We start from the raw sequence: 13,045 nt of genomic DNA, 5'->3' as shown, positions 1-13,045 counted from the left end.
ACCGCGCCGTAGAGCTCGGGGTCGCGGGACGAAAGCGCTTCCGTGAAGAAGCCGGTATCGCGGTGGGGGGCGTTCATGCGCGTCTCCGTATCGGGGCCGGTATTGGGTGCGGCGGTGTTTAGACCACCCTGACGCGGCGGAAAAGGCGCGAAAGCGACGGGCTGAGGGTGCAGGGCGAAATCGCCGCAGGCAGAGGGCGGTTGCTGCGGCTGGCGCGAGGGTTTGCCGCGGGCGGCGGGGGGTTGAGTTTACGGCGCGCGGCGGCGAAGGTTGCGCCGATGGGACGAGAGGCGGATATGCAGGGCAGGATCAGGTTCACGGCCTCGAAGGCGCCGGTCGCGCAGGAGGCCTTGGCCCGGCTGATCGCGCGCTATGGCCAGACCGAGATGCGCCGGGCCCAGGTGATCGTGGCCCTTGGTGGCGACGGATTCATGCTCGAGACGCTGCATGCCCATGGCGCACGCGACCTGCCGGTCTATGGCATGAACCGTGGCACGGTGGGTTTCATGATGAACGCCTTTGCCGAGGAGGACCTGCCGCAGCGGCTGGCGGCGGCGGAAGCGGCGGTGATCAACCCGCTGGCCATGCGGGCCGAAAACACCAAGGGCAAGGTCACCGAAGCATTGGCGATCAACGAGGTGGCGCTGTTGCGGCAAGGTCCGCAGGCGGCGAAGCTGCGGGTGGTGATCGACGGCCGGGAAAGGCTGGCGGAACTGGTCTGCGACGGGGCGCTGGTGGCGACGCCTGCTGGCTCGACCGCCTATAACTATTCCGCCCATGGTCCGATCCTGCCCATCGGTGCGGCGGTGCTGGCATTGACGGCCGTGGCGGCCTTCCGGCCCCGGCGCTGGCGCGGCGCGGTTTTGCCAACGACGGCCGAAGTGCGGCTAGAGGTGCTGGAGCCGGACAAGCGCCCGGTCATGGCCGATGCTGACAGCCGCTCTTCGGTGCGCGATGTCGTGGCGGTGTCGGTGCGTTCGGCCCCGGAAGTGACCCATCGCATCCTGTTCGATCCCGGCCATGGTCTGGAAGAGCGGCTGATCAACGAGCAGTTCGTCTGACCGAGAGGCGGGGTCAGCCCGGCTTGGCGCTGGTGCTGCGGCCCCAAGCGTCAAGCTTGCGGTACAGCGTTGATGGCGAGATATCCAGTTCGCGCGCGGCCCGGGGCACCGAGCCCTGATGCCGTTCAAGCGCGGCGTCTATCGCGGTGCGTTCGATTTCCGCCAGGGTCAGACCGGCCCAACCCGGCGCATTCTCGCGCAGAACGACCGGCGCGGCGGCAGGGGGCACGGCGGCCGGATGGGCGCTCGGGGCAAGGTGCAGGGGCATGGCCAGCATGGCGGGGGTGATGAAGCGGCCATCGTTCAGCACCACGGCGTTGCGGATCACGTTCAGAAGCTGGCGGACATTGCCGGGCCAATCCTGCGCCAGCAAGATCGCCTCGGTTTCCGGTGCCATGCCCTGAAAGCTGCGGCCTTCTTCGGCGGAAAACCGTTCCAGCGCGGCAGCGGCGATCTCGATCACATCCTGGTCGCGGCTGCGCAGGGGCGGCATATGGATCGGCACGACATGCAGGCGGTAGAACAGATCCTCGCGGAACTGGCCGCGCCGCACCGCCTCGACCGGATCGCGATTGGTGGCGCAGACGATGCGCACATCCACCTTGCGCGGCTTCACCGCCCCCACCGGCTGCACGGTTGAGGTTTGCAGGAAGCGCAGAAGCTTGGTCTGGAGCGCTGGGGCCATCTCGCAGATCTCGTCGAGAAACAGCGTCCCGCCATCGGCCGCTGCCGCGGCGCCCGGCTTGTCGGAGATGGCTCCGGTGAAAGACCCTTTCATATGCCCGAAGACTTCGGATTCCAGCAGGTCGGGCGGGATCGCGCCGCAGTTCAGCGCGATGAACGGCCCCTGCGCGCGGGCCGAGCGGGCATGGACAGCCAGCGCGGCCAATTCCTTGCCAGTGCCGCTTTCGCCGGTGATGAAGACCGTTGCCATCGAGCGCGCCACGGCACCGATGGTGCGATGGACCTGGGCCATGACCTCGGACGATCCGATAAAGCCGGTGCGGTCGCTGCCGTCCTGCGCTGTTACGCGGCTGCGCCGGGCGGGCGCGGCGCTGCCATTGGCGCGACGGGCGGCCTCTTCCGCCGCGGCGCGGATCGCCGAAAGAAAGCGCTGCTCCTCGAAGGGCTTGAGCAGAAAGTCATGCGCACCGGCCCGCATTGCCGCCACCGCCCGATCGACCGAGCCATGCGCCGTCATCACCACGACACAGGTTTCGGGGGCCTGGGTCAGCATCGCGTCGAGCAGGGCTATGCCGTCGCCATCGGGCAGGAGCAGATCGAGAAGCACGATCCGCGTCGGGCGGGCCCGGAACTGTCGCATCCCTTCCGTCGCGGTGCTGGCCACTTGAACGGCAAAGCCCGCTGCGGCCAAGACCGAGCGATAGACCATCTGGAGCGAGGGCGTATCCTCGATCAGAAGCAGGCTGGGCGATTCGGCGCCGCCATCCGCGCGGGAAAGCGCGGCAAAACCGGAGGGGCGGCGGGCAGGGCCGTTCACGGCTGCGCCTCGGGCTTGCGCGCGATACAGCGGGTCAGCCGCGACAGCGAGTCGAGCGCGGGGCGCGCCAGCAGCATCAGCGCATCGGCTGGAATTTGGTCATGCGCGGCACTGTTCAGCGCCCGCGCCTGCGCCTCGAGCGCCAGGGCGCCGACTGAGCCCGCGACCGCGATCAGGACATGCGTCGCGTTGCGGATGGCGATGTGGTCGGGGGCGGACAGCGCCTCTTCAATCTTCTGGGCGGCGCCGAGAAGATCAATGCGGATACGGCGCAGCAGCTCGCCCGCCTCGCGCGGGCCGGCAAGCTCGATCAGCCGGTCCAGCCGGGCCGGATCGTCGCCGGGAGGGGGGGCGAGCTGGTCCATCCCGCGACGCAGTGCGCGGGATTCGATGCGGTCGAGCGCGGTGGACAGGGTCGTCAGATCGGCGCTGTCGGACTCGGTCAGATGCGGCACCAGGGCACGCAGGGCCTGACGCAGACCGGACAGCGCCTCGGCGGTCTGGTTCTGCGGTTCTTCCGGCTCGCCTGTCCCGGCTGCGGCCTCTGCCATAGCGGTTCCGTCACCCTTTGGGCCAGCATGGCCCCCTGGGGCGCAAGCTGCCACCTGGCAGGGCGCAAGTCCAGCCTGCCGAGCGCATTCGTGCAACCCTGAGGAGATCAGGCTTTCGCGAGACCCAGGCTGCGCAGCGCCACGGCGATCTCGTCCAGGATCGCCGGATCGTCGATCGTCGCGGGCATCTTCCAGTCTTGCCCATCGGCGATCTTGACCATGGTGCCGCGCAGGATCTTGCCCGAACGGGTCTTGGGCAGACGGTCCACCACCACGGCTCGCTTGAAATCGGCGACCGGGCCGATCTTCTCGCGCATCAGGGCCACGCATTCCTTGACCACGTCGGCATGATCGCGGTTTGTGCCCTTGTTGAGGCAGAGGAAGCCCAGGGGCGACTGCCCCTTCAACTCGTCCGCCACACCGATCACCGCGCATTCCGCCACGTCTCGGTGGCTGGCCAGGACTTCCTCCATCGCGCCGGTCGAAAGCCGGTGACCCGCGACGTTGATGACATCGTCGGTGCGGGCCATGATATAGAGATAGCCGTCGGCATCGACATATCCGGCATCGCCCGTCTCGTAATAGCCGGGGAAATGGTCGAGATAGCTTTTTCGGAACCGCGCCTCGGCGTTCCACAGCGTCGGCAAGGTGCCGGGGGGCAGGGGCAGCCGGACCGCGATGGCCCCCAGCGTGCCCGGCGAGACCGGATGGCCGCCTTCATCCAGCACCTGCACGTCATAGCCGGGCATCGGCACGGAAGGGCTGCCGATCTTCACCGGCAAAGCCTCGATCCCCAGCGGGTTCGCCGCGATGGCCCAGCCGGTTTCGGTCTGCCACCAATGGTCGATGACCGGAACATTCAGGTGTTCCTGCGCCCAGAGGATCGTGTCCGGGTCGGCGCGCTCTCCTGCAAGGTAAAGCGCCTTCAGGGTCTTCATGTTATAGTCTTTGACCAGCTCGCCCTTCGGGTCGTCGCGCTTGATCGCGCGCAGCGCGGTGGGCGCGGTGAACAGTGCCTTGACCTTGTTCTCCGACACGACGCGCCAGAAGGCCCCCGCATCTGGCGTGCCGACCGGCTTGCCTTCATAGACGACCGTGGTGCAGCCCGCGAGAAGCGGGCCGTAGCAGATGTAGGAATGGCCGACGACCCAACCCACGTCGCTTGCCGCCCAGAACACATCGCCCGGACCGCAATCATAGATGGCGCGCATGGTCCACATCAGCGCAACCATATGTCCGCCGGTGGGGCGCACCACGCCCTTGGGTGCGCCGGTGGTGCCTGACGTATAGAGGATATAGGCCGGATGGTTTCCCTCGACCGGCACGCAATCGGCGGGCTCGACGCCGAACTGGAAGGTGTGCCAGGCGACATCGCGGCCCTCTACCAGCTTGGCCACTTCCTGCTCGCGCTGAAAGATGACGCAGAAGTCGGGCTTGTGCCGGGCCATGTCGAGCGCTGCGTCGAGCAGGGGTTTATAATGCACGATCCGGTTCGGCTCGATCCCGCAAGAGGCGGCGATGATCGCCTTGGGGGTGCAATCGTCGATGCGGACGGCCAGTTCATTGGCGGCGAAGCCACCGAAGACGACGGAATGGATCGCGCCCAGACGGGCGCAGGCGAGCATCGCCTCGACCGCCTCGGGGATCATCGGCATGTAGATGATGACCCGGTCGCCCTTGCCGACGCCCTTGGCGCGGAGCGCGCCGGCCAGCGAGGCGACGCGGCTTTGCAATTCCTTGTAGGTGATGCCCTTTTTCAGATGCGTCACCGGGCTGTCGTGCAGGATGGCGATCTGGCTGCCGCGGCCGGCCAGAACATGGCGGTCGACGGCATTCCAGCAGGTATTGGCCATGCCATCGGCGAACCATTCGTAGATCGGCGCGCGCGAGGCATCCAGCGCGAAGGTCGGGCGCTGCGCCCAGTCGATTGCACCCGCGGCATCCAGCCAGAACCCCTCGGGGTGTGATTTCCATTTGCCATAGAGTTCCTGGTAACCCATCGCCGCCTCCCCTGCCGCGCCCCTCCTGCCGGGCGCCCTTTTGTTACGGCAGGACGGGCGGCCCGCGCAACGATGTTACCGGAAACGGGTGCGGCGCCGCGGCGAAAAATTTGCAGATTGTTGCAGTCTACGGGTGCGAATTTTTGCAAATCACCCTGAAATGGCAAATTTGCCGCGAAGTCGCAGAGGCTTTGCAAAATTCTGGCGCTGCGGTTGCGAAAGCCCGCGACTCAGGCCCGATCTGCGGCGCGACAGGCGCGCCGCAGCGGTTGCGACATCAGCTGTAGGTCGCGACGGGTGTGCCCGCGATGGCGGACATGTTGAGAAGGCCCCGCGTGGTGATCGAGGGCGTCACCACATGCGCGCGGTTGCCCATGCCCATCAGGATCGGCCCGACCTCAAGCCCGCCTGCGCGATGCTTGAGCATGTTGCGCGCCACGTTCGCAGCGTCGGTGAAGGCGAAGATCAGGATATTCGCCACCCCCGCCATGCGTGAATTCGGGAAGATCCGCGCGCGCAGATCGGGGTCGAGCGCGGCGTCGGTGCTCATCTCGCCCTCATAGTCGAAGCCCACTTCGCGCGCATCGAGGATTTCCATCGCCGCGCGCATCCGGCGGCCCGAGTCGCTGTCGAGATTGCCGAAATTCGAATGCGAGCAGAGCGCGACCTTGGGCTGGATGCCGAAGCGGCGGGCATGTCGGGCGGCGCCGATGGCGCTGTCGGCGATCTGTTCCGGCGTCGGCATGGCGTTCACATGCGTGTCGGCGATGAAGAGGGGGCCTTCCTCCTGGATCATCAGCGACAGCGCGCCCTGCGGCCGCTGCCCGCCGCGGGCCAGGATCTCGCGCACATAGCGCAGGTGCCAGGAGAACTCGCCATAGGTGCCGCAGATCATGCTGTCGGCATCGCCCCGGTGCACGGCGATGGCGGCGATGGCCGTGTTGTTGGTGCGCAGCACGGTGCGGGCGGTGTCGGGCGTGACGCCGCGCCGTTCCATCAACTCGTGATAGGTCGACCAGTAGTCGCGATAGCGGCGGTCGCTTTCGGGGTTCACCACTTCGAAATCTCGGTCGGGCCGGATGGGCAACCCGGCGCGCTCGGCGCGGGCGGCAATGACCTCGGGGCGGCCGATCAGGATGGGCTTGTCGGTGGTCTCTTCGAGCATCGCATTGGCCGCACGCAGGACGCGCTCATCCTCGCCCTCGGCAAAGATGATGCGGCGGGTGGCCTGGCGGGCGGCCTCGAACACGGGCCGCATGATCAGGGCCGACTTGAAGACCGAGCCGTTCAGCCGGTCGCGATAGGCGTCAAGGTCGGCGATGGGCCGTGTGGCGACGCCGGTTTCCATGCCCGCCTTGGCGACGGCACTGGCGACGACGCCGATTAGGCGCGGGTCGAAGGGTTTGGGGATCAGATAATCGGGGCCGAAGGTCAGGGTTTCGCCGTGATAGGCGGCGGCGGCCTCGGCGCTGGTCGTGGCGCGGGCAAGGGCGGCGATACCTTCGATACAGGCCAGTTCCATCTCGAGGTTGATTGTCGTCGCCCCCACATCCAGCGCGCCGCGGAAGATGAAGGGGAAGCAGAGGACGTTGTTGACCTGATTGGGAAAATCGCTGCGGCCTGTGGCGATGATCGCCTCGGGGGCCACGGCGCGGACGTCGTCGGGCAGGATTTCGGGCGAGGGGTTCGCCAAGGCGAAGACGATGGGCTTCGCCGCCATCTTGGCGACCATGGCCTGGGTCAGCACGCCGGGGCCGGACAGGCCGAGGAACAGGTCGGCACCGCCGATCACATCGGCCAGGGTGCCGGGTGTGCTGCCCTGGGCGAAGGCCTCTTTCTGCGGCGTCATCTGCTCGGTCCGACCCTTGTAGACCAGACCGGCCAGATCGCAGAGCCAGATGTTCTCGCGCCGGACACCCAGCTTCACCAGCATCTCGAGGCAGGCGATGCCCGCGGCTCCGCCGCCGGTGGACACGACCTTGATCTGGTCGAATGTCTTGCCCGCGACGATCAGCGCATTTGTGGCCGCTGCGCCGACAACGATGGCGGTGCCATGCTGGTCATCGTGGAAAACCGGGATCTTCATGCGTTCGCGGCACAATTGTTCAACGATGAAGCAATCCGGCGCCTTGATGTCCTCAAGGTTGATTGCGCCGAATGTCGGCTCAAGCGCGCAGACGATATCGGCCAGTTTGTGGGGATCGGCCTCGTTCACCTCGATGTCGAAACAGTCGATATTGGCGAATTTCTTGAAGAGGACGGCCTTGCCTTCCATGACGGGTTTCGAGGCCAAAGCCCCGATATTGCCCAGCCCCAGCACGGCGGTGCCGTTCGAGACCACGGCGACCAGGTTGCCGCGCGCGGTGTAGCGGCTGGCGGTGGCGGGATCGGCCTTGATCTCGAGACAGGCTTCGGCGACGCCGGGGGAATAGGCGCGGCTGAGGTCGCGGCCATTGGCAAGCGGCTTGGTGGCGCGGATCTCCAGTTTCCCGGGTTTGGGGAATTCGTGGTAATCCAGCGCGGCCTGCCGTGCCGCGGCGCGGGCCTCGTCGTGACGATCGTCGCTCATGATCCCCTCCCTGAAGATGGTTCAGCCTTAAACCACCCGCGCCTGTCCGCCAAGTCGCGGCTTTCCGCAAGACTTGCATGGCCGGGTTGCAAATCCGGTGCCTGCCGAAGCATCCTGCCCGCAAACAGGAGTCAACGGAATGACGCAAACCCGTGCCGAGATCCAGGTGCCGACGAGCAGCCTGCGCGAGGACCTGCCGTTCTTTACCAAGCTGCTTGGGATGCGGCTGGACATGATCTATCCGGCCGACGATCCGGCGGTGGCGGTGGTTTCGGGTCATGGGTTGCGGCTGCGGCTGGAACAGGGCGCGGGCGCGCCGGCACGGCTGCGCATCCTGACCGAAACGCCCGATGCCTTTGCCGGGGGGCAGCGGCACCTGACGGCACCGGGCGGCGCGCAGGTGGAAATCGACGAGCTGGATCCACCGCTGGTCCTGCCCGCGACCGAACATGCCTTCGTCGTCCGCAGGTTGGCCGATCAGGCGCCCTGGGTGATCGGGCGGGCCGGGATGATGTATCGCGACCTGGTGCCATCGCGGCTGGGGGGGGCGATGATCGCAAGCCATATCCGCGTGCCCGATGGCAAGGTCCCGGATATGGTGCATTTCCACAAGGTCGGCTTCCAGTTGATCTTCTGCATCCATGGCTGGGTGGATGTGCTGTATGAAGATCAGGGCGGCATCCGCCGCCTGCATGCGGGCGACTGTTTCATCCAGCCGCCGCAGATCCGCCACCGGGTGCTGGAATCGGGCGCGGGGATCGAGGTGATCGAGATCGGCGTTCCGGCCGAGCATGTGACCGAGATCGACCATGACATGGAGCTGCCGACGCCGCATTTCCGACCCGAGCGCGAATGGGACGGCCAGCGCTTCGTGCATGATCTGGGCAAGGAAGGCCGGTTCCGCCCCTGGCGGATTCCTGGGTTTGAGGCGCGCGATACCTCTATTGCCGAACATACGAAGGGTGTGGCCAGTGTCATGGTGGCGCGCCCGACCGGGGCAGAAGTGCCCTGGGTGCGCCATGCCGGCGATATCCTGTTCGGCTTCGTGATGACGGGCGGGATGACACTGATGGGCGAGGGGAAAGAGCCCTATCGCCTGTCGCCGGGCGATGCTTTCGTGATCCCGCCGGGAATGGCCACCCGCTTTGCCGAGGCCAGCGAGGATCTGGAACTGCTGGAAGTGACGCTGCCGGGCAATCCTGAAACCGCGGTCGTGGCGGAACCGGCGTGATCCGGCGCCGCCGCTTTGCGCGGAAGGTGCGCGAGGCCTCGAGACAGGGGGGCTGCCCCCCGGCTTCGCCTCCCCCCGGAATATTGGGGCCAGGGTGAAGGGGTGGGGCCGGGCTTGCGGGCGGGCGGGCTTCGCGCCATCCTTTGCGCGATGTGACAGGAAAGGGTGCCCCCGATGGATCTGCTTGAAGCCGCAAGGCAAGTGCGCGAGCGTGCCTGGGTGCCCTATTCGCGCTTCAAGGTGGGGGCGGCGATCCGGGCCGAGTCGGGTGCCGTATATCAGGGGTGCAATGTGGAAAACGTGGCCTATCCCGAGGGCACCTGCGCCGAGGCCGGGGCGATCGCCGCCATGTGCGCCGGCGGCGATTACCGCATCGCCGAGATCACGGTGATCGCCGACAGCCCCGAGCCCGTGCCCTGCTGCGGCGGCTGCCGCCAGAAGATCGCGGAATTCGCCGGGCCGGAGGTGCGTGTCACCATGGCCACGATTGACGGCAAATCGCGCACCGTGACGGTGGCCGAACTGCTGCCGGGGGTCTTTTCCGCCGCGCATATGGATCGGGCCTGACATGGCGGCCCCGCCCGATGCCCGGCGCATCATCGCGACGATCCGCGATGGCGGGCGGCCCACGGCCGAGGAGCTGGGCTGGTTCGCGCAGGGCCTGGCCTCGGGCGCGGTCAGCGATGCCCAGGCCGGGGCCTTTGCGATGGCAGTCTTGCTCAAAGGCTTGGGCGAGGAGGGGCGGGTCGCCCTGACGCGGGCGATGCGCGATTCCGGGCATCGCATGGTCTGGCATCTGCCCGATCCGGTGGTGGACAAGCATTCCACCGGCGGGATCGGCGATTGCACCTCGCTTCTCCTGGCGCCGGCCCTGGCCTCCTGCGGGGCGGCGGTGCCGATGATCTCGGGCCGTGGGCTGGGCCATACCGGCGGCACGCTGGACAAGCTCGAGGCGATCCCCGGTTTCCGCACCGGGTTGAGCGAGGACCAGTTTCGTCGTCAGGTCGGCGATGTGGGCTGCGCCATCGTTGCGGCCAGCGCCGATCTGGCCCCGGCGGACCGGCGGCTTTACGCGATCCGCGATGTCACCGGCACGGTGGAAAGCATCGACCTGATCACCGCCTCGATCTTGTCGAAGAAGCTGGCGGCGGGGCTTGAGGCGCTGGTGCTGGATGTGAAATGCGGCTCGGGCGCCTTCATGGCCGGGCTTGAAGAGGCCGAAGCATTGGCCCGTGCGCTGGTTTCGACGGCGCAGGGGGCAGGGTGCATGACCTCTGCCCTGATCACCGACATGTCGCAGCCTTTGGCCACCGCGGCGGGGAACGCGCTGGAGGTGATAGAGGTGATGGAGACGCTGACCGGCACCTCGGTCAATTCGGCGCTCTGGGATCTGACCTGCGATCTGGGCGGCGAGGTTCTGGCGCTGGCGGGGCTGGCCAGCGACCCGCAGGATGGGGCCGGGCGGATGGCGCAGGCGCTGGAAAGCGGGGCTGCGGCAGAGTGTTTCGGGCGGATGGTCGCCGCGCAGGGTGGACCAGCCGATTTCGTGGAACGCTGGCCCGACCGGCTGGCCGCGGCGCCGGTGGTGGTCGAGGTGCCGTCGCTGGACGATGGTTATGTCGCGGCGATCGACGGGCGCGCGCTGGGCGAGGCGGTGGTGCATCTGGGCGGCGGGCGGCTGCGCGAGGGCGACCGGATCAATCCGGGGGTCGGCCTGTCGGATCTGGCCGGGATTGGCGAGGAGACCGGGGCGGGCGTGCCGCTGGCAATGGTCCATGCGCCCAGCCTTGAGGCGGCGGAAGCGGCGGTCAGGGCGGTGCAGGCCGCCTATCGCATCGCGGCCGCGGTGCCGGAGGAACCGGCGCTGGTTCTGAAAAGGATCACGTGATGTCCAGGGCCTTTCTGGTGGTGCTGGATTCCGTCGGTGCAGGCGGTGCGCCGGATGCGCGGGAATTCGGCGATCAGGGCGCGAACACGCTGGGGCATATCGCACAGGAATGTGCAGCGGGCCGGGCGGATACGGGCCGCAGCGGCAAGCTGCATCTGCCGGTGCTGGACGGGCTGGGTCTTGGCGCGGCGGTGAAGCTGGCCTCGGGGATGGACGCGCCGGGGCTGGGGGCCGAACCTGCAGGCCTTTGGGGCGCGGCGGAAGAGGTGTCGCGCGGCAAGGACACGCCCTCGGGCCATTGGGAATTGGCGGGCGTGCCGGTGCCCTGGGACTGGAGCTATTTCCCGCTGACCGAACCCGCCTTTCCCGCGGAGCTGGTGGCCGAGGTTTGCCGTCTGGCCGGGACCGAGGGCATCCTTGGCAATTGCCATGCCTCGGGCATGCCGGTCATCGCGCGGTTTTGCGCGGAGCATAGGCGGACCGGCTGGCCGATCTGCTACACTTCGGCGGATTCCGTCTTTCAGATCGCGGCGCATGAAGAGTGGTTCGGGCTCGACCGGCTCTTGGCGCTGTGCGAGGGCATCGCGCCGATGCTGCACGCGATGAAGGTGGGGCGGGTGATCGCGCGGCCCTTTATCGGCACATGCGACGATTTCCGGCGCACCGCCAACCGGCATGATTTTGCCATCGCGCCGCCTGCACCGACGCTTCTGGATTGGGTGGCGGGGGCGGGGCGGGCGACCCATGCCATCGGCAAGATCGGTGACATCTTCTCGATGCGCGGGGTGGGGAAGCTGTGGAAGGGCAAATCCGACGCCGATCTTTTCGAACATCTGGTGCGGCTTGGCGCCGAGGCGGAGCTGGGCTCGTTGACCTTCGCCAACTTTGTCGAGTTCGACAGCCTATATGGCCATCCGCGCGACGTTGCGGGCTATGCGCGCCACCTGGAATGGTTCGATGCCGCCCTGCCGCGCTTTCTGGCGACGCTTGGCCCGGGCGATCTGGCGATCTTTACCGCAGACCATGGCAATGATCCAACCTGGACGGGCACCGATCACACGCGCGAACGGGTGCCGGTGCTGGGGTTTGGTGTCGGGGCGAAACCGCTGGGCCTGCGCGGATTCGTCGATGTGGGCGCGAGCGTCGCGGCCCATCTGGGTGTGGTGGCGCAGGGGCCGGGGCGGCCGTTCCTGTGACCGGCCCCGGGGGCGCTGCGCCCCCGGTCCCCCGGAGAGTATGTGAGCCAAGATGAAGGGGCGGGAACGTGAAAGAGCTTCCGAAGGTCGAATTGCATCTGCATCTGGAAGGGGCCGCGCCGCCCGCCTTCGTGCGCGGCATGGCGGCGGAAAAAAGAGAGGATATCTCCGGCATTTTTGATGATCGCGGCGCCTATCACTACAAGGATTTCTGGGACTTCCTGAAAGTCTATGAGGCGGCGACATCCGTCTTGCGCACGCCAGACGACTATCGGCGCCTGACGCTGGCGGTGCTGGAGGAAAGCGCCGCCGCGGGCGTGGTCTATTCGGAATGTTTCCTTTCGCCCGATTTCTGTGGCGGGCGCGATGTGGCGGCCTGGAAGGATTATCTGGCGGCAATCCGCGATGCGGCGGATCAGGCCGAGCGGAGCATGGGCATCACCCTGCGCGGGATCATCACCTGCATCCGCCATTTCGGCCCCGACAAGGCGCGCGAGACCGCGATCTGCGCGGCCGAGACGGCGGGAGACTGGGTCGTGGGCTTCGGCATCGCAGGGGATGAGAAGGTGCTGGCGCCCAAGGATTTCCTGTGGTCCTTCGATTGCGCCCGCGAGGCAGGGCTGCGCATCACCGCCCATGCCGGGGAATGGCAGGGGCCGCAGGGCATCCGTGATACGCTGGCGGCGCTGAACCCCGAGCGGCTGGGCCATGGCGTGCGCGCCATCGAGGATCTGGCGCTGGTGGATGAGCTGGCCGAACGGGGCACGGTGCTTGAGGTCTGCCCGGGGTCGAATGTCGCCCTTGGTCTGTATCCGAATTTCCGCGCCCATCCGATCAACGAGTTGGACCGGCGCGGGGTGAAGGTGACGGTTTCGACCGATGATCCACCCTTTTTCCACAGCACCATGGTGCGGGAATATGAGGAATTGCACCGTGCTTTCGACTGGGATGAGGGCCAGTTCGCCAAGATCGCCAAGGCGTCGCTTGACGCGGCCTTTTGTGACGCCGATACGAAGGCAAGGATCGCGAAGAAGCTGGAGGCCTGAGA

General features: G+C 67.2%; 10 protein-coding genes. 6 read left to right on the top strand and 4 right to left on the bottom strand.

The window, feature by feature from the left end:
- The first annotated feature begins 296 nt into the window (after positions 1–296).
- Positions 297–1,061, top strand: a complete 765-nt coding sequence (locus ACED67_RS13455; RefSeq protein WP_395542173.1) for an NAD kinase — start codon at positions 297–299, stop codon at positions 1,059–1,061.
- 13 nt (positions 1,062–1,074) lie between these two features.
- On the opposite strand, the gene ACED67_RS13450 is transcribed toward ACED67_RS13455, so the two are convergent.
- From ACED67_RS13450 to ACED67_RS13435, 4 genes are all read right to left on the bottom strand, one after another.
- Complete coding sequence (locus ACED67_RS13450; protein ID WP_395542171.1) at positions 1,075–2,562, bottom strand: sigma-54-dependent transcriptional regulator; 1,488 nt, start codon at positions 2,560–2,562, stop codon at positions 1,075–1,077.
- On the bottom strand, positions 2,559–3,113 hold the full coding sequence (locus ACED67_RS13445; RefSeq protein WP_395542170.1) for a hypothetical protein: 555 nt from the start codon (positions 3,111–3,113) through the stop codon (positions 2,559–2,561). The genes ACED67_RS13450 and ACED67_RS13445 overlap by 4 nt, the downstream gene beginning before the upstream one ends.
- 107 nt (positions 3,114–3,220) lie before the next feature.
- Positions 3,221–5,113 (bottom strand): propionyl-CoA synthetase, encoded by a 1,893-nt coding sequence (locus tag ACED67_RS13440; protein WP_395542169.1) that lies wholly within the window; start codon positions 5,111–5,113, stop codon positions 3,221–3,223.
- A 277-nt stretch (positions 5,114–5,390) separates the two neighbouring features.
- Positions 5,391–7,682, bottom strand: coding sequence for an NADP-dependent malic enzyme (locus ACED67_RS13435; RefSeq protein WP_395542168.1), 2,292 nt, complete (start codon positions 7,680–7,682; stop codon positions 5,391–5,393).
- Between the two features lie 139 nt (positions 7,683–7,821).
- Between ACED67_RS13435 and ACED67_RS13430 the strand changes: the two genes are divergently transcribed.
- The 5 genes from ACED67_RS13430 (at position 7,822) to ACED67_RS13410 (ending at position 13,043) form a co-directional block, all read left to right on the top strand.
- The gene (locus tag ACED67_RS13430) at positions 7,822–8,913 is read left to right on the top strand and encodes a cupin domain-containing protein (protein ID WP_395542166.1); all 1,092 of its coding nucleotides are present in this window, start codon (positions 7,822–7,824) and stop codon (positions 8,911–8,913) included.
- A 174-nt stretch (positions 8,914–9,087) separates the two neighbouring features.
- Positions 9,088–9,480 carry a cytidine deaminase gene (locus ACED67_RS13425; RefSeq protein WP_395542165.1) on the top strand — a complete coding sequence of 131 codons (393 nt, stop codon included), beginning with the start codon at positions 9,088–9,090 and terminating at the stop codon, positions 9,478–9,480.
- 1 nt (position 9,481) lies between these two features.
- Positions 9,482–10,801, top strand: coding sequence for a thymidine phosphorylase (locus ACED67_RS13420; protein ID WP_395542164.1), 1,320 nt, complete (start codon positions 9,482–9,484; stop codon positions 10,799–10,801).
- On the top strand, positions 10,801–11,997 hold the full coding sequence (locus ACED67_RS13415; RefSeq protein ID WP_395542163.1) for a phosphopentomutase: 1,197 nt from the start codon (positions 10,801–10,803) through the stop codon (positions 11,995–11,997). The genes ACED67_RS13420 and ACED67_RS13415 overlap by 1 nt, the downstream gene beginning before the upstream one ends.
- A gap of 68 nt (positions 11,998–12,065) precedes the next feature.
- On the top strand, positions 12,066–13,043 hold the full coding sequence (locus tag ACED67_RS13410; RefSeq protein ID WP_395542162.1) for an adenosine deaminase: 978 nt from the start codon (positions 12,066–12,068) through the stop codon (positions 13,041–13,043).
- Positions 13,044–13,045 lie beyond the last annotated feature (2 nt).

The organism is Neotabrizicola paludis (assembly GCF_044142105.1).
In the GTDB taxonomy this organism is placed as follows: domain Bacteria; phylum Pseudomonadota; class Alphaproteobacteria; order Rhodobacterales; family Rhodobacteraceae; genus Pseudogemmobacter.
Note: the sequence above shows the minus strand (reverse complement) of the source record. Positions and strands in the feature narration are given on the sequence as shown.